Source organism: Vreelandella nigrificans (assembly GCF_002374315.1).
Taxonomy (GTDB): domain Bacteria; phylum Pseudomonadota; class Gammaproteobacteria; order Pseudomonadales; family Halomonadaceae; genus Vreelandella; species Vreelandella nigrificans.
In genome coordinates this window covers 95,241-110,973 of record NZ_NWUX01000012.1, presented here as the reverse complement: position 1 = coordinate 110,973, position 15,733 = coordinate 95,241, and the positions used below count along the sequence as shown (strand labels likewise).

Sequence of the window (15,733 nt, the reverse complement as noted above, 5' to 3'; positions counted from 1 at the left end):
GGGTGGCATGAGCGCCCCGGCCAAGTGGTGGATCAAGGGGCCGGCGGTTCCCCGAGCAGGGTGGTGCCGGTGCCCAGCTGCTCCTCGATGGCCTGCCCAATGGCCAGCAAGCGGGCGTCCTGCCAGGGACCGGCCAGCACCTGCAGCCCGACCGGCATGCCGGCAGCGTCCTTGCCCACCGGCAGGGTCAATCCGCACAGCCCCATGAAGTTGGCGATCACCGTGTTGCGCAGCGCGTGCATGTTGGCCCGGGCATAGGCGCCCTCGGGGAGCAGGCTCTCCAGGGTGGGCGGCGTGATCGCCACGGTGGGGGTGAGCAGGGCGTCCACGTCGGCCAGCCGCGTTGCGGCCGCGGCAGTCAGCTTGTCGATAACGGCGCGGCGGCGCACGTACTCCCAGGCCGGCATGTCGTCGGCGGCCTCGACCCGGGCAGCGACATTGGGATCCAGTGCCTCGATCATCTCGGGAAGCTCGGTCTTGAGGAAGGCCGCCAGCTCGGCTGCGGCCAGCCCCCCCTGCTGGAACAGGGTGTACGCCTCGTCGGTATGGGGCAGGTCGAGGGTGACCACGCGGGCTCCGGCCGCCTCGAGCCGGCGGATGGCCGCCTCGACGGTTTCGGCAATCCCGGGGCTGCAGTCCTCCCAGAAGAAGGTGCTGGGCACGCCGAAGGTCAGATCGGCCAGCGCGGGCGGCGCCGGAACGCGGGTGGCACGGCTCGTCAGGGCGCCGTCCAGTGCATCGAAGGCGAAGGCCAGGTCGTCCACGCGGTGGGCCAGCAGGCCCGGGGAATCCAGTGTGCTGGAGAGCGGTACGATCTGGCTCGTTGACCAGCGGCCGGCTGTGGTCTTGAGCCCCGCAACCCCGGTCATTGACGCGGGAATGCGCACCGAACCGGCGGTATCGGTGCCCAGGGCGAGGCTCGCGGTACCGCCCACCAGTGACACGCCAGCACCCGCGCTGGAGCCGCCGGGCGTGCGGTGATCCTTGAGATCCCAGGGATTGCGGGGCGCGCCCCAGTGGGCATTGGTTCCGAGGCCACCGAAGGCAAACTCCACCGTGTGGGTCTTGCCCATGACGCTGGGCAGCTGGGAGAGCAGGGCAGCGACCATTGGGCCAGGCTGTTCCCACCTCTGGGGAAGCCGCTGGGCCGAGCCGGCGTAGGTTGGCAGGCCCGATACCGCATAGATGTCCTTGATGGAGACGGGAATGCCCATCAGGGTCCCGGCATCCCCGCCCTGACGGATCACTGCATCGATGGCCTGGGCGAAGGCCATCGCGGCCTCGCCGTTCCAGGTCAGGTAGGCATGGTCATGTTCGCCGCGGGCCTGATGGGCCGCCAGGGAGGACTCGGCCAGTTGGGTAGCGGTGAGCGTACCGTTGCGCAGCCCGGCGTACTGCTCGCGGAGTGGGCGCTTCAGGGGAGAGTCGGTCATGGTGGGCTTCCTTGGGTTCAGTCGCGAATCTCGAAAATCGATTCGACTTCGACGGCGGCGTTGCCGGGCAGGGTGGCGACGCCGATGGCGGTGCGGGCATGGCGTCCATGCTCGCCGAACAGCGCGATGAACAGCTCCGAGGCGCCGTTGATCACCAGCGGCACGTCGTGGAACCCGGGCGCCACGTTGACGAACCCGTTCATGCGCACGCAGCGTACAACTCGGCTCATGTCGCCCTCCACTGCATCGCTGAGCGAGGCCAGCAGGTTGAGAGCACAGGCCTGGGCGGCCAGCTTGCCGGTCTCGAGGTCGAACTCGGCTCCGACCTTGCCTGGGTAGAGGACCTCGCCGTCCCGCTCGCAGATCTGGCCGGCCAGGAACAGCTGGTTGCCCAGTCGCGACCAAGGCAGGAAGGCGCCGCGGGGGCGAGGGATGGCGGGCAGGGTGAGGCCCTGGGCGGCTACGGCCGCGTCAATGGTCTGGGTCATCTCTATCACTCCTTGTCATGATCAGCTGCTGGACGGCGTGCATCAGGGTGCGGACGGCAACTTCGGCGTCGGCGCGCTCGATGTGTTCATCGGGATGGTGGCTGATGCCCGCGCGGCAGGGGGTGAAGAGCATCGCCGTGGGGCAGAGGTGGGCGAGGTGGATGGCGTCGTGGAAAGCCCCGGACACCAGTCGTGGAGCCTGTGGCCAGTGCGCCTTCACGGCCTCGTCGAGTATGGCGACCAGGGCGTCATCGAAGGCTACCGGGGCCACCCGCGAGGTCGCTTCCAGGCGGGCCGTGCAGCCGGACCACTCTCGCTGAGCCACCTGTCTGAAGGTCGTATCCAGCGCCTCCAGCACCGTCGGATCGGGGTGGCGAAGGTCGATAGTGAAGCGGGCTCGCTGGGGGATGGTGTTCACCGAGTTGGGCGACAGCGCGAACTTGCCGATGGTGAAGCGCACCTGGTCATCGTGGGTCGCCACGGCTGCCTTCAGGGCACCGACCAGGGCGTGGGCGCCCATGAAGGCATCGCGACGCGACGCCTCGGGGGTGGTGCCCGCGTGGTTGGCCTGGCCGTCGACCTCGACCTCGTACCAGTGGACGCCCTGGATGCCGGTGACGACACACACCGGTGCTCCTTGCTCTTCCAGCACGGGCCCCTGCTCGATATGCAGCTCAAGGAAGGCGTGGGGCACGACGGGCGCGGAGCGGAAGCGGGCGCCGTGGGCCTCCAGCAGCGCCAGGCAGTCGGCCAGTGCCGCCTGGAAGGTGATCCCCTCGTCGTCCTGTGCGGAGAGGACCGTCTCGGCGCCGCGCTGGCCAGCAAACCAAGAGGAGCCGGAGGCCCCGGGGGCGAAGCGTGCTCCCTCCTCGTTGGTCCAGGAGACCACCTCCACCGGGCGCCGGTGGGCAATGCCCTGCTCGGAGAGGGTGCGCAGGACCGCCAGGCCGGCTACCACGCCCAGGGTGCCGTCGTAGGCCCCGGCGCTGGGCTGGCTGTCGAGGTGGCTGCCGATCAGCAGCGGGGCCAGCGTCGGCTCCTGCCCCTCACGGCGGAGGAAGACGTTGCCCATGGCATCGTAGTGGGCGCTGCAGCCGAGTGCCTCACCCTGCGCCATCAACCACAGCCGGGCGCGATTGTCCTGGTCGTCCAGGGCCAGGCGACGAATGCCGCGAGGGGAGAGGGCGCCGATCCGGGCCTGGGCCTCGAGATCGGCCCAGAAGCGCTCGCCGTCGACCGCGCCGGCCAGGGATGAACTCGTCGTGTGCATGCTCGGCCTCCTCAGTAGAGCAGCGATGGCAGCCAGGTACTGATCCAGGGCACGTAGGTGATGACCATCAGGGCGATCAACATGATCAGGATCAGCGGCAGGCAGGCCTTGAAGACCTCCTGCAGCGACATCTTCGAGATGGCCATGGCCACGAACAGGTTCAGCCCGACCGGTGGTGTGATCATGCCCACGGAGAAGTTGACCAGTGTGATGACACCGAAGTGGACCGGATCTACGCCGACCTGGGCGGCGATCGGCTGCAGCAGCGGCGAGAGCACGATGATCGCCGAGGCACTGTCGAGGAAGAAGCCGGCAATGATCATCACCAGGTTGAACAGGGCCATCACCTGGAAGGGATCATCGGTGAGGGAGAGTACCTGGCTCGCCAGCTGGGTCGGGGTGCCGGTGATCGCCAACAGCCACGAGAAGGCCGAGGCGCCGGCGGTGATCAGCAGCAGGGTGGCCGAGATCAGGCCAGAGCTGCGCAGGGTGCTGATCAGGTCCCGGAAGTCGATGCGGCGGTAGACCACCATGCCGACAAACAGCCCGTAGACGCAGGCCACCGCCGCGGACTCGGTGGGGGTGAAGACACCGCTGTAGATCCCGCCGAGCAGGATGAACGGCAGGCCCAGGCCCCAGGCGGCCGACTTGAACGCAGATCCGATCTGGCGCAGGGTCGGAAACGGCGAGCGCTCGTAGCCCCTGATCGAGGAGTAGACGATGCAGTAGGCGATCAGCAGTGAGCCGATCAGGATGGCCGGCAGCAGGCCCGCCGCGAACAGCCGGCCGACCGACGTGCCGGTCACTGACCCATAGATGATCAGCGCGATGCTTGGTGGCACGATGGGCCCCAGGGTGCCCGCGGTGGCGATCAGACCGATGGCGAAGCGCTTGTCGTAGCCCGCTGCCACCAGGGCAGGGAACATGATTGAGCCGATAGCCACCACGGTGGCGGGGCTCGAGCCCGAGATCGCTCCGAAGAACAGGCAGGAGAGCACGGTGGCTGCCGCCAAGCCCCCAGGCACCCAGCCGACCAGCGCCTTGGCCAGGTTGATGAGCCGGTCCGAGAGTCCGCCGATACGCATCAGTTCGGCCGCCAGGATGAAGAACGGGATGGCCATCAGCGAGAAGTTGTTCATCCCGGTGAACATGCGCATGGGGACGATGACGGGGCTGGTGGTGCCGAAGAACTCGATGGCCAGGAAGACGGAGAACGCCAGCGCCGCGAAGATCGGCAGCCCCAGCAGCAGCACCGCGAAGAAGATGGGAAGAAGTGCCGTGATCATGAGGATCTCCAGTCGTTAGACGAGCTTGTCTTTCTCGGCGGCGAGCTCTTCGGCGAGAGTGACCGGCGGCTTGGTCCATGCCTCATGGATGACCCACAGGTAGCGCAGGATCAGCAGGATGCCCGATACGCCAATGGGCAGGTAGAACCAGGCCATGGGCAGGCGCAGGGCGGCCGTCAACTGTCCGCGTCCCAGCGTGTTGAAGTAGAGGTGGAAGCCGTAATAGACCAGGAAGCCGGCGAAGGCGATACCCAGCACCGCGGCGATGATATGCAGCCAGCGGTTGATGGCAGGCGACACGAAGGCGTTGAGCACGTCGACGGAGATATGCACGCCGTGCCGGACCCCCATGCTGGCTCCCACGAAGCTCATGCAGATGATGGAGTAGATGACGACTTCCTCGGCCCAGAACAGCGAGCCGTTGAAGCCGTAGCGATAGACGACCTGGATGGTGGTAATGATGGTCGCGATCGACATGAACGCGACCATCGCCACACTCTCCAGGAAATCAATCACCTTGTTGAGTGCTTCGAACATGGTGAGTGCACCGGGTTAGAGTGACATCGAAGGGGATGGCAGGATCAGTACTCGATACCCACCGCGTCATAGACCTTGTGCAGGAGCTCGGTGGTGACCACACTCTCGTACTCCTCATGGACCGGCATGCTGGCTTCGATGAAGGCTTCGCGCGCCTCGGGAGTGATCTCGTTGATGGCAATCTCATCCTGAATGGCCTCGAGAATCTTTTCCTCGTCCTGTAGGGTCAGCTCGCGCGAGGTGGTGCGCCCATTGTCGAAGGCTTCAACCATTACGGCCTGAAGGTCTTCCGGAAGTGAGTCCCAGGAGTCCTGGTTAATCACCGCCGCATAGGCGTGGTAGGCGTGGTTGGTCAGCGAAAGATAGTCCTGCACTTCGTGGAAGCGCATGGTGTAGATATTGGCCAGCGGGTTTTCCTGCCCGGCAACGACGCCCTGTTGTAGGCCGTTGTAGACTTCGGTGAAGGCCATGGCGGTGGCATTGGCACCGAAGTTCTGATACGTGGAGATGATGATCGGTGCCTGCATGGTACGCATACGGATGGCATCGAGGTCCTCGGGGCCATGGATGGGTCTGATGTTGTTGGTCATGTGGCGGAAGCCGGCGCCCCAGAAGTTCACGCCATACATGTTGTGCTCACTGAGTGTGTCCAGGATCTCCCGCCCCACGTCGCCATCCAGGGTCGACACCATGGTGTCGTAGTCGGCGAGCAGGAACGGCAGGTCGAGGATCTGCAGGCGTGGCTCGAAGTTGCCGAGCGTGGCGCTGGGCGGGATGCCGATATCGACCAGCCCCATCTGGATCTGCTCGATGATCTCCACGTCGCCGCCGACCTGGGCGGCGGGTAGTACGTTGATCTGGATGCGCCCCTCGGACTTCTCCTCGACCTCCTCCTTGAAGCGAAGTGCTGCCTGCCCGTTGGGGGTATCCTCGATCAGGACGTGGGCGAAGCTGAAGGTGTACTCGGCGGCCTGTGCCTGGCTCATGCCGAAGGACGCTGCGGCAATTGCCGCCACCAGGGACACCTTGGTCAGTTTGCTCTTCATTGTCAGCACCTTGTTGGTTGTTGGTGTGCATCTTCTTGTGAAACTCGACACCGGCGTGACCCGGAGTCACCCGCACTCGGTACGGGCCCTTTCAGCCTGACGCGGCCAGGCGGAGCATGTTGCCGGCCATGCTCAGGCCGTCAGGGTTCGTAGTGCCGGTACGATCTCACCCTTCGCAGAGGCGAGGAGGACCGACAGGGCAAGCCGGGCTTTACGAGCGCTCAGGTCCGGCATGGCGATGACGCCGGCTGCCTCCAGGCTCGCCAGGCTGCCGACGAATTCGTAGCTGGCATGGACCGGTCCGGTGGGGCAGCTGCTGACGATTGCCACCGGAGTGCCTTGTTCGGTTATGTGCGGGATAGCATTCAGCCAGTCCGGGGGGACATGGCCGCGTCCCAGGCCGTCTATCACCAAGCCGGCGGCCCCCCCGGCAACTGCAGCCTCCAGCAGGGCGGGTGAGGCGTCCAGATAGGCGGGCAGGATGTCGACCCTCGGCAGCGTGGCATCGATGGGGAGGTCCAGCCCTTCAGGGCGAGCAGGGCGTAGCGCGACACTCACCCGTGCCCCATCGACATAGCCGAGGGGGCCGGTCTCGGGCGCGGCAAAGCCGTTCACCTGAAAGCTGCTCACCTTGCGGACATGCCGAGCAGAGAAGATCGACTGGTTGAATACCACCAGGGTGCCGAGGCCGCGGGCCGCATCGCTGGCGGCGACCACCACGGCATCGGCGATGTTGCGAAAGGCATCCGTCCCGGGTTCGTGGGGGGCACGCTGCGAGCCGGTCAGCACGATGGTGGGGGAGGCCGGTAGGGTAATATCGAGGAAGTAGGCGGTCTCCTCGAGGGTGTCGGTGCCATGGGTGATGACGATGCCCGTTACGTCTGAAGACTCGGCCAGAGCCAGGCACTCCTGGCGCAGGTGCATCAAGTCATCGCGGGTAATGGCATTGCTGGGTTTCTGCAGCAGGGAGCGGACCTCGACGTAGATGGCCGTACCCTCCGGGAGCGAAACCCGGCTCATCAGTACGTCACCCTTCAGAGCACCTGACCGATTCCGGCCGGAATCATCCGGGCTACTGGCGATAGTGCCGCCGGTGGTGAGGACCACCACTCGGGGGCTTGTCCTGATTATTGTCATTATTGTCACCGTGTCGGGCATGGGGGCCTTGGCCCTCGATGCCACTTCAGGGTTCAGACGTCAGATGTCTGTTGTCTGACCTCATGCTAGACTCGATTTCGAGTCGTCTGCAAGCGGGAAATGACAGGACGTCCAACTATTCGGCATCGACAAATCACAATTCGCTTCGATGCGGCACGCCACGCCAACACGAGACGCCAGCATGAGTCTGAAACGCCAGCCCACACTGCCGCTCACGTCCATGGAGAGCTTCGGCAGCTCCATTGATCGCAGCTCCGTTGCCCTGCAGCTGCTGGAACGCATCAAGGGGGCACTGATTCGCGGTGAACTCCAGCCGGGCGATTACCTGCCGTCGGAGACGGAGCTGACCCAGACCCTGGGGATCGGCAAGTCGAGCGTCCGAGAGGCCATCAAGATGCTGCAGGCCATCGGCATCGTGGACGTTAAGCGGGGGCAGGGCACCATGATTTGCCGCGAGCCAGGAGCCCCTCTGGTGGACCCAATGGCATTCGGCATGATCCTGGCCCGGGGCATGACCCGAGATGTGCTCGAGTTCCGCAAGATGTTCGAGCCCGCCTATACCCTGCAGGCCATGCACAATGCCTGGCCGGAGGACCATGCTCGCATCCAGCAGAGCATCGAGGCCATGGCCACTGCAATTGCCAACGGGGAGCAGACGGCTCGTCACGATGTCGCCTTCCACCGGGCGATCCTTCAGGCGACCCACAACCCGATGACCATTCGGGTGGGTGAGACTCTGATCCAGCTGATCGAGGCGGCCCTGGAGACCTCGATGCAGACGTTGCCCGAGGTCGCCCTGAAGGACCACCGGGCCATCTATGCCGCCTTACAGGCGGGTGACGAGTCGGCGGTAAGGGCGGCCATCGAAGTCAGCAGCGAGAGCTGGGAGACTAATTTGACTTACCTAGAATGAACGATTGATCTGAAAGCGTCATAAGCTCATGTGGGTTAGGCATGATCGAACAAGTAGCAAGCAGGTCTCCGTCAGTTGGATCACCGTTGCTGAAACAATGTGGTCAGCCCGGCACCGCTTTTTGCTTCACTCGAGATCCCTTCTGCGCCTATCGGCCTGCTTTAGACGATTGTCTGAATTAGCCCTCCCTGATGCAGGTTGACACTTGCAGCCTCATCCTCTTCAATAGCTACTCGATGATGCCGTGTGATGCTGGTGATAATTCCTGATCTCCCAGGCTGTCCCTATACGCATTTCACGAGGCCTTGCGCTAGGCGTAATGCACTGATTTTTCTACTTTTTTTGGTGGTGTGACTTGTAATCAGTAGGTCCCGGGTTCGACTCCTGGTGTCGGCACCACTAAAAGTGGTTCAAAAGCAAAGCGTTAGAGACATTAAAAGGCCACCCCATCGGGTGGCTTTTTTCGTTGGGTATATGCCGGGTATAGAACTGGCGTGTTTTTCTATCCCTGAGGCCTGAATGCCTACCCCGCGTTTGCCTCCAGAAAAGAAGCGCTGGCGTGTTCTGGCTAAGCTCCCTTAGTGATAACGTCAATCCATTTTCTATGTGCATTCAAGTGCAGCTTTATGGCACTCAACCCTTTGATATACCCCCCTGCCATTTTCCCCGCTTAAACAAGCAAGGGGGGCGTATCGGTCTAGAGCCATAGGGCTCTGAACTTTTGACCTGCCCCCCGGCTGGGCACGAGACCGCCAGCACCCCCTATATACCTAAAACCCTTGGAGAGCTTCAAAGGGGCAAAACCTCTGGTGGTAGTGCATGGCATTGGGGCGCATCACGGCGCTACTTGGATGATGCTTTTGCAGGGCGTGGGCATGCCTGACCCGGGTCGCTGTGTTTTGGTTGTGTCCGTTGTGTCTTTGTGTCCTGAGTCACTTTAAGTCAATGAAACTAATAGTAAAAATTTGTAGGACACAAAATTAAAAACAGGCTGACACAAAGTGCTTAGACACAAGTTGTGTCTTGGTTTTGGAAGGTGCTGGTTAGGCGGTAATCCATCACGGTCGGGGTGCGACACGACACAAAATAGCGAAACAGCGTTCTTAGCCCTGAACAGCACTATTGGCAAGGCACAATGAGAGCGGCCCTAGCGTGGCTGTTGGCGCGGCTGAAGCTCATAGCCAATGGTTGATTAGGTGCCTGCTTGGGGTACGCTACTGCCAGCGCCAGCGCCAGCGCCAGCGCCAGCGCCAGCGCCAGCGCCAGCACCAGCACCAGCACCAGCACCAGCACCAGCCAAGGTGGTATTAACTTATTGAAGTGGTGCTTAGCCTCGCGTTGAGGCTAAGCAGTCAGGAAAGTGTAGAAGGTGTTTAGAGGGGCGGGCTGTAGGTATTTATGTGGTTTGCTTATTACGATGAAACTCTACCACTTTGCCAGGTCTTTCAGTGGCTGATTCCGGGCGGCTGCTCATGCGATCCCGTAGGGTAGGCAGAGTGAGGACAGTGGCACCACCTTTAAAGTATCCCTCAGGAAGGCTGGTTAGCATCTCGATATCTCCTGCTGATAAGCCTATATAGCGAGGGATAGAGTCGAGCGTCATCACTCCTTCATTAACTAGCATTTCGATGGTTCGTTTTAGAAGTCGCGGTTTTTCAGGCGCTCTGGAATCATCGTATGGTTCTGATTTAGCTCCCCAGCGAGCTGAGCGTCTTTTAAAGAGAGCTATCTTTTCTTCTTCATCAATCATACCCAAAGCCACCAAACGCATAATGATGGCTGCGACAGATACTCCCCAGCGCTGTTTGTCTAATAGCAGACTGTCTAAAAGAACTGGTGTCCTTATTTCATTGACAAAAGTCTCAAGAGGTAACAGGAAAGCGCCTGCGAACTGATGGGCTTGGGCTTCCATCAGCTTATACTGATCCCGCTCAGTTGCCCTTGGAATATGCTTGTGCAGGATTAGATGCCCTAGTTCGTGAGCTAAATCGAAGCGGCTTCTAAAACCGTTATCCTTGTCAGCAGACAGCAAAATAAAAGGCCTGTCATGAGAGCCACTCCAAGCTGATAAACCTTCAATCTGAGGAATGCCTGTCTCTTCTCTCACCAATATAATGCCAGCACTTTCAACAGCCAACGCTAAGTCTGGCACTGGCGCACGGCCTAGACGCCAAAGGTCGCGACATTCCGAAGCCGCTTGCTCAATATCTTCTGCCGTAATTTCTTCAGGATTTAAGAATTTACGTACTGGTAAATTTACTAGTGGGTAATCAACGTACTCTTCTAATTTTTCAGTGATTTCTATTGCCCATGCTAAACGAGTTTCCAGCATGTTACGCGCAGCAACATGGGCTGTAGCGTTACTACGAAATAGTGGTTTAGTACATGCCTGTGAGAGAGGACGTGTGAACCACTCGGCCTCTAGGTTTACAACATTAGCTAGACGATCAAGCACTTCATTTGTAGGAGCTTGTTGGCCAGCTTTCCATTTGCTAACAGTAGCAGGCGAAACGCCTACCATGTTCGCCAGTTGAACTTGTGAAAGCCTACGAGCGGCTAATACCTGAATTAGCCGCTCGGGTGCGAATGTGGAAATTCCACGGCTCATTGTGTGCCTTCCTGATCTTGACGCTTGACAACGCCCACCTTGAGACGCGCCGTTGCGTTGTCTTCTTGAGTAACAACCTCTGTTTCATAGCGGCGCAAAAACATTCGGATTGATTCGTGAAAAACCCATCCATTCATGTCTTTGCGAGGTACACCAATCTCAATAGACGATAAAGGGGATTGATCCTCATCACCGTTGTAATGACGGTTCGAACTGGTCATAAAGAAAACGCTTGCGCTAGTTGCTTCGCGCGCTTCCTGAAAAAGGTCAGGCGCAATGATCTTCTCGATCACTTCGTTTGCTTCTGCTAGCTGAGATCGGGCCTTGCTGCGTCTGCCACCCTGGAGGCCGCAATCACTATGAAACCTGCCAATAGTAAAAATACCTGCTTGCCCCACAACAATCTGATTCCCGTTTAATGGTGTTGGGGTCGCTCCCCCTGCTTCTAGTGCATCCCAGAAGGCTTCATTGCAATGGAAGTGGCGCATTTGCCCAGTTGAGTGCGCTCGATGCCCCGGATGGGTAGCCCCACCAGCCGCATATCCACGCCTTGCCCCAGTATAAAGAGCATCTTCAATACCCATGACAAGGTCGCGTGCAAGATGTTTTACAAGCAAATCAGCAATAGGGTTTGGGCGAGGGGACATGTTGGGCAACTCTTGTGGCGGTTTCGTTAAACAGGATTTTAGGCCCTAAAAGTTTCGTGTGTCAATTTTTGAAGCGTATAAGCATCTTCCTAAGGCGATTATGGCTTGATTTTAGGCTGCCTTGGTGGCCGCATCATCGTTCGCGGCGTTCTGTGCCCTGTAGAGCGCTTCATCAGTGAACACGTAGTAGCGTGGTGAGCCGCCTTTGATGCCGGGTACCTTGATAGACGTTTTGCCTTCATGGTCAAGCTGAAGCACGTCATGGGCCTTTAACACCTTGTTGGCTTGGCGTGCTGAGGGTAGCCCCGCACGGCTCCACACCTCTTTTGTCCACGAGGCTGAACCAATGTAATAGGTCGTGATGGTACGGCACTCAGCGCCGCTGCCTAGCGTTTCTGTGCGTCGATAGCCCAGCTTATTGACGGTGCGCGGTGCATGGGTATCGTGCTGGTAATCCACGTTCAGCCGAGAGAATCGCGCCTCCCCGTGCGTTTCAATCAGGTGGCAAAGAGCATCAAGCACCTTGGCTTCTTCCTGACTGCCAGCCCCGCCGCGCTCAGTCAGCCAAGCAGAGAAACACGCCTTAGCGGCGTTCCATGCGGTATAGGCAGGCCAGCCCGTTGCACCCCACTCGGTGGCGTATTCACCCGCCAAGGCCACCAGGGCAAAGCGAGCAGCGGCGCGGTGCGCTTGCCCGCTGGCATCCTTCGGGAGTGTCTCTTTCTCAAAGGCTTGAAGCGTTTTGGGAAACGCTTTGATGATGGTACGCATGTTATCAGGGGTGGTGAGTGCTTCCAGAAACTTCACTAGCGGGGTGCCGTAATACTTATTAACGCTGGCCTTGAGGGAATCAGACAGATCCGCCGCGTTGTCGAAGCCATGAAGCTCTTGAAACAGGCCCATGCCAGCGCCAGCATCGGCAGGCACGCCAAGCATGCGAATATCCATACCCGCCCGGTGCATCTGGTTGGCTTCATCCATGTGCTGTTCTAGCGTCTTTTCCCCCGTAGAGAGAAATAACAAGCGCCAGCGGCGCACAGGCTTCCCGTTGCCGCGATCATTCGCCCGGGCCTTCCCGGCACCGTTGCCCAGCATGTAGACCGTTTCACCGATGATGCGCGGGCTACACATGCCTATTTCATCCAGGGCAAGCAGGCCGTCAGAGTGGGCGGAAGCGATCGACTCTAGGGCGTTGTCAGTAGAGCGCCAGCTACGCACCAGCTTAGGCGAGCCGTATACGGAAACAGCCGCTTGAAGGTGTGTGGTTTTACCTCCTGAACTCTCCCCGTACAGGTGGAAGCCACCCGACTCTAGCCCCAGCAGGTGAAGCAACGGCCCGGCAAAAGCGACGCACACGCTTAGCGCTAGCCTGTCGTTGCCAGGGCAGAGCGCACCAATATGGGTTTGCCACTCTTCTAACGTGCCCGCCTCTTCAATGCTGGGAAGCTCAGCACCGTGGTTGGTGAACTCAAGAGCTTCCACGGTTTCACCGATAGCCCCCATGGGCAGTAAGTAAGCATCGCCGTGCCAGCCCATGCGATCCACCAAGCGAGCGCGGGCGCTGCCTGCATACCCTTGTAGGTAGCTGATAAGGTCATTTTTCGTGTTGCGGGCTGGTCGCTTGGCATCCAGCTTTAACCCCATCGAAAGCAGTGGGGAGATAGCATCTTTCGCGCCTTCGCTTATCAATGCCTCAGCGGGAATGTTCCAACGCTTGGTGATGCCGTCAGGGTCGCAGAACTCAACCAGTAGCCCCCAGTTTTGGCCGCGTTCGTCGCGGGTTTGCGCGATGATATCCAGCCGTTCACAGACGCGCCGGGGCTCACCATCTTCAGGAACGGCATACAGGCCTGTGTCCTTAACGGTGAAGCCGGGTGTTTGCTGTGCCTTTTTGCGGGCGTCTCGCTTTGCCGGGGCAGGCTTGGTTGCTGGCGCAGGTGAAGCGGGTGGGGCTGGAGGTTCCTTAAACAGCGTCCCTTCAGTAGCCAGAGCGCTCAGGTGTGCGGGGGTCCAATCACGGGCTAACAGGTCGGCTGCATCGTCCTTTTCCTGCCACTCACCACCCTCAGCAAAGCCGGGGGTATTGTCATGCCACACAGGGGCTTGGCTGAAGCAATCCAAAGCCACCAGGCGCACAGTCTTGGCCCCAAGCGTTTGTAGCTCCCCGGCCAACCGCTGCATGCAGACAACGCCACCTTCATCGTTGTCAGGCCATAGCAGTACGTCACGCCCCTTGAGTGGGGTGAAGTCGGCTTTACTCACGGAGTTGGTGCCGTTGGGCCAGCAGGTGGCGATATAGTCCGGCAGCAATACGCCAGCCGCATCGGCGCTTTTCTCGCCTTCACAGACCACCACCGGGGCGCTGGGCTGCTTAGCAAGTTGATCCACGTTCAGCAGTGGCCTAGGGGCGGGTAATCCCTTACGTTGCCACTTGGTGTCCCCTGTTCCGGTATGCCGCCAAAGGGTCAGGGGCGCGAATACCTTACGCGGTTTCTCTTCACCTGGTTGCAGTGGCAAGTTAAAGCGATCAATCACCATGAGTAGTTCGCCTTGAGCGTTGCGATATTCCCAACGCTTCCAAGGATCGCCATGCTTTAAGTGCCGCTTGGGTATACCGCTGAGGGCATCGGCGGGTATGGGTGTCACGGGTTGCCATGGGTCAGGCGGTGCCGCCTTGGGCTTTTTGTGCGGGCGGGATGGCTCTATAGGGGCAGTGCCTAGAAAGCCTTCCAGCAGGTGCAAGGCGTCGGCCTGTGCGGGGCAGCGTTCAAGGTAGGCCACCAGGGCGACCAGATCGCCGCCCTTGTCTCCTGAAGCGAAGTCATACCATTGGCCCGTGTCCAAGTTGACCGAAAACGAGCCCGCGTTTTGATCGTCACGGGCGGGGTTCTTCACCACGTATTCACGCTTTTGAACCTTGCCGCCAGGGAGCCAATGCGCCAGCACGCTTTCAATACAGGTTAACGCCAAGCGGTTAGTGTCCTGAAAGCGAGCATGGGTTACTGATCCGTTGGGTTTGCTCATGGCTTGTTCCTTTTAACCGCCTGTAAAGGGGCTGTTAGCTTGGCCTCGCTGGCTGCCCTGATCCCTTCACCGTATTCAAGTTCTAACGCATCGGTCAGGCTATGAATGCGCTCAGTGAGCTGCATGGCCGCATGGCTTAGCCCGCTGGTTAAACCGGGCGTCAGGAAAGGCGTTTCGTCGTCAGTGTCCCGGCGCAATTGATCCTCTTCGATCAAGTGCATAAGGGTTGCAATAGCCGTAGCGCTGTCGCGTAGGTCGTGGCAACGCATATCAAAACCATGGATGGGGCGGTTCATGCGACACCTCCTTTAACCGTTACTAACAGCGCTTCTAGCTCAAGGGCCATGGCGTTCAGTTCTGCAAGGGCGTTGTCGCCCGCAAAGGCAAGGCAGCCAGGTAAGAGAACGCGCAGCGTGATATCTGCTTTAAAGTTGCCCTTGGCAATTTCGCTAAAGCGCAGCGTGTGGGCGCTGAACTCATGGATATGGCCCGCGTATTCAGTGCTAACCGCGTGGGTACCCTGCTGGCTAATGGTGATCGCTAAGCTTTGAATGCGGGCCATTGCCTCCCGGTGTGCATGTGTTAGCTCGCTTGGGGCTGGAGTATGGAAAGTGGTCATCATCCGTTAGCCCTCCCGCTGCTTTGCTGCCCACACGCTTGGGCTTCCAGAGCCGCTAGTTGCCCATTGATATCGGTCAGGGCGCTGGCGCTAAGCTGGCTGCCTAGGCGGGAAAGGTGCTTCGCCTGGTGGCAGGGTGCCGGGGAGTCCAGCAGCTTGGTAATGGAGTAGAACAGCGCCTCTGCATGCTCCAGGTGCTCACGGCAAAGGGTTAAGCTGTCGTCGTGATCCATTAAGCCCAAGGCAGGCCCGCCGTGCGCTTCCAGGGCAACCAGGCGGCGCTCTAGCAAACGGATTAAGCAGGCTTGCACCGTGGCGCGTTCTTGCTGGGTGAGTACTAGGGTGCCGTAGTCGGTTTCAAACTGTTGCTTGATGGTGGCCACTTGCTTGGTGATGGCGTGCCGGGTGTCGTCGATAGCCGCCCGTGAGGTTAGCCATAGCTCTTGAGTAATCGCCTTAGCGTTCATGCCGCACCTGCCTTGCTGCATGGGGCAGCTTCCAGGCGGCGGGCCTTATCCATGTGGTGGTTGTAGCGCTTCAGCCGAACGGCAGCACTTGAGTTAGAAAACAGGGCGGCTTTCGCCATTGCGCGATGGGCAGCGGCGCGAGCGGGCGCACTACGGGTAGGGAACAGGCGGAATGATGCCATGGTTGTGACTCCTAGAGTTGAGGAGTCGCCACGATCCTTCCTACGGGATTGGGTG

At 60.2% G+C, this 15,733-nt stretch carries 16 protein-coding genes; 1 reads left to right on the top strand and 15 read right to left on the bottom strand.

Features of this window, described 5'->3' with window-relative positions; translation table 11 throughout:
• Positions 1 to 32: 32 nt before the first annotated feature.
• From CPA45_RS13900 to CPA45_RS13870, 7 genes are all read right to left on the bottom strand, one after another.
• A complete protein-coding gene (locus CPA45_RS13900; protein ID WP_096652421.1) occupies positions 33 to 1,433 on the bottom strand; it encodes an amidase in 1,401 nt (466 codons plus the stop codon).
• A gap of 17 nt (positions 1,434 to 1,450) precedes the next feature.
• The gene (locus CPA45_RS13895; protein ID WP_096652419.1) at positions 1,451 to 1,921 is read right to left on the bottom strand and encodes a RidA family protein; all 471 of its coding nucleotides are present in this window, start codon (positions 1,919 to 1,921) and stop codon (positions 1,451 to 1,453) included.
• Positions 1,905 to 3,191: a M20 family metallo-hydrolase gene (locus CPA45_RS13890; protein ID WP_096652417.1), complete on the bottom strand. Its 1,287-nt coding sequence runs from the start codon at positions 3,189 to 3,191 to the stop codon at positions 1,905 to 1,907. The genes CPA45_RS13895 and CPA45_RS13890 overlap by 17 nt, the downstream gene beginning before the upstream one ends.
• Positions 3,192 to 3,202: 11 nt before the next feature.
• Entirely contained in the window at positions 3,203 to 4,477 is a 1,275-nt protein-coding gene (locus tag CPA45_RS13885; RefSeq protein WP_096652416.1) for a TRAP transporter large permease, read from the bottom strand.
• A gap of 15 nt (positions 4,478 to 4,492) precedes the next feature.
• Entirely contained in the window at positions 4,493 to 5,014 is a 522-nt protein-coding gene (locus CPA45_RS13880) for a TRAP transporter small permease (protein ID WP_096652414.1), read from the bottom strand.
• Positions 5,015 to 5,058: 44 nt separating this feature from the next.
• Positions 5,059 to 6,060 (bottom strand): TRAP transporter substrate-binding protein, encoded by a 1,002-nt coding sequence (locus CPA45_RS13875; RefSeq protein WP_096652412.1) that lies wholly within the window; start codon positions 6,058 to 6,060, stop codon positions 5,059 to 5,061.
• A 132-nt stretch (positions 6,061 to 6,192) separates the two neighbouring features.
• Complete coding sequence (locus CPA45_RS13870) at positions 6,193 to 7,197, bottom strand: asparaginase (RefSeq protein WP_096652410.1); 1,005 nt, start codon at positions 7,195 to 7,197, stop codon at positions 6,193 to 6,195.
• A 202-nt stretch (positions 7,198 to 7,399) separates the two neighbouring features.
• Between CPA45_RS13870 and CPA45_RS13865 the strand changes: the two genes are divergently transcribed.
• Positions 7,400 to 8,131 (top strand): FadR/GntR family transcriptional regulator, encoded by a 732-nt coding sequence (locus CPA45_RS13865; protein WP_096652408.1) that lies wholly within the window; start codon positions 7,400 to 7,402, stop codon positions 8,129 to 8,131.
• Positions 8,132 to 9,250: 1,119 nt separating this feature from the next.
• Here the strand turns inward: CPA45_RS13865 and CPA45_RS22860 are convergent.
• The 8 genes from CPA45_RS22860 to CPA45_RS13825 all read right to left on the bottom strand — a co-directional run bounded on the left by CPA45_RS22860 (position 9,251) and on the right by CPA45_RS13825 (position 15,678).
• A complete protein-coding gene (locus tag CPA45_RS22860) occupies positions 9,251 to 9,418 on the bottom strand; it encodes a hypothetical protein (RefSeq protein ID WP_165771561.1) in 168 nt (55 codons plus the stop codon).
• Between the two features lie 109 nt (positions 9,419 to 9,527).
• Positions 9,528 to 10,739: an XRE family transcriptional regulator gene (locus tag CPA45_RS13855; protein ID WP_096652406.1), complete on the bottom strand. Its 1,212-nt coding sequence runs from the start codon at positions 10,737 to 10,739 to the stop codon at positions 9,528 to 9,530.
• Positions 10,736 to 11,323, bottom strand: a complete 588-nt coding sequence (locus CPA45_RS13850) for an alpha/beta hydrolase (RefSeq protein ID WP_133066788.1) — start codon at positions 11,321 to 11,323, stop codon at positions 10,736 to 10,738. The genes CPA45_RS13855 and CPA45_RS13850 overlap by 4 nt, the downstream gene beginning before the upstream one ends.
• 174 nt (positions 11,324 to 11,497) lie before the next feature.
• A complete protein-coding gene (locus CPA45_RS13845) occupies positions 11,498 to 14,410 on the bottom strand; it encodes a DUF927 domain-containing protein (RefSeq protein ID WP_096652402.1) in 2,913 nt (970 codons plus the stop codon).
• On the bottom strand, positions 14,407 to 14,706 hold the full coding sequence (locus tag CPA45_RS13840; RefSeq protein ID WP_096652400.1) for a hypothetical protein: 300 nt from the start codon (positions 14,704 to 14,706) through the stop codon (positions 14,407 to 14,409). The genes CPA45_RS13845 and CPA45_RS13840 overlap by 4 nt, the downstream gene beginning before the upstream one ends.
• The gene (locus CPA45_RS13835; RefSeq protein ID WP_096652398.1) at positions 14,703 to 15,032 is read right to left on the bottom strand and encodes a hypothetical protein; all 330 of its coding nucleotides are present in this window, start codon (positions 15,030 to 15,032) and stop codon (positions 14,703 to 14,705) included. The genes CPA45_RS13840 and CPA45_RS13835 overlap by 4 nt, the downstream gene beginning before the upstream one ends.
• Positions 15,029 to 15,496 carry a hypothetical protein gene (locus tag CPA45_RS13830; RefSeq protein WP_096652396.1) on the bottom strand — a complete coding sequence of 156 codons (468 nt, stop codon included), beginning with the start codon at positions 15,494 to 15,496 and terminating at the stop codon, positions 15,029 to 15,031. Before CPA45_RS13830 ends, CPA45_RS13835 begins: the two co-directional genes overlap by 4 nt.
• Entirely contained in the window at positions 15,493 to 15,678 is a 186-nt protein-coding gene (locus CPA45_RS13825) for a hypothetical protein (RefSeq protein ID WP_096652462.1), read from the bottom strand. The genes CPA45_RS13830 and CPA45_RS13825 overlap by 4 nt, the downstream gene beginning before the upstream one ends.
• Positions 15,679 to 15,733: the final 55 nt, after the last annotated feature.

What these genes read in the sequence shown, in the direction of transcription:
- CPA45_RS13900 (WP_096652421.1), bottom strand. Translation starts at nt 1,433, where the DNA reads ATGACCGACTCTCCCCTGAAGCGCCCACTCCGCGAGCAGTACGCCGGG.
- CPA45_RS13895 (WP_096652419.1), bottom strand. Translation starts at nt 1,921, where the DNA reads ATGACCCAGACCATTGACGCGGCCGTAGCCGCCCAGGGCCTCACCCTG.
- CPA45_RS13890 (WP_096652417.1), bottom strand. Translation starts at nt 3,191, where the DNA reads ATGCACACGACGAGTTCATCCCTGGCCGGCGCGGTCGACGGCGAGCGC.
- CPA45_RS13885 (WP_096652416.1), bottom strand. Translation starts at nt 4,477, where the DNA reads ATGATCACGGCACTTCTTCCCATCTTCTTCGCGGTGCTGCTGCTGGGG.
- CPA45_RS13880 (WP_096652414.1), bottom strand. Translation starts at nt 5,014, where the DNA reads ATGTTCGAAGCACTCAACAAGGTGATTGATTTCCTGGAGAGTGTGGCG.
- CPA45_RS13875 (WP_096652412.1), bottom strand. Translation starts at nt 6,060, where the DNA reads ATGAAGAGCAAACTGACCAAGGTGTCCCTGGTGGCGGCAATTGCCGCA.
- CPA45_RS13870 (WP_096652410.1), bottom strand. Translation starts at nt 7,197, where the DNA reads ATGACAATAATCAGGACAAGCCCCCGAGTGGTGGTCCTCACCACCGGC.
- CPA45_RS13865 (WP_096652408.1), top strand. Translation starts at nt 7,400, where the DNA reads ATGAGTCTGAAACGCCAGCCCACACTGCCGCTCACGTCCATGGAGAGC.
- CPA45_RS13855 (WP_096652406.1), bottom strand. Translation starts at nt 10,739, where the DNA reads ATGAGCCGTGGAATTTCCACATTCGCACCCGAGCGGCTAATTCAGGTA.
- CPA45_RS13850 (WP_133066788.1), bottom strand. Translation starts at nt 11,323, where the DNA reads ATGGGTATTGAAGATGCTCTTTATACTGGGGCAAGGCGTGGATATGCG.
- CPA45_RS13845 (WP_096652402.1), bottom strand. Translation starts at nt 14,410, where the DNA reads ATGAGCAAACCCAACGGATCAGTAACCCATGCTCGCTTTCAGGACACT.
- CPA45_RS13840 (WP_096652400.1), bottom strand. Translation starts at nt 14,706, where the DNA reads ATGAACCGCCCCATCCATGGTTTTGATATGCGTTGCCACGACCTACGC.
- CPA45_RS13835 (WP_096652398.1), bottom strand. Translation starts at nt 15,032, where the DNA reads ATGATGACCACTTTCCATACTCCAGCCCCAAGCGAGCTAACACATGCA.
- CPA45_RS13830 (WP_096652396.1), bottom strand. Translation starts at nt 15,496, where the DNA reads ATGAACGCTAAGGCGATTACTCAAGAGCTATGGCTAACCTCACGGGCG.
- CPA45_RS13825 (WP_096652462.1), bottom strand. Translation starts at nt 15,678, where the DNA reads ATGGCATCATTCCGCCTGTTCCCTACCCGTAGTGCGCCCGCTCGCGCC.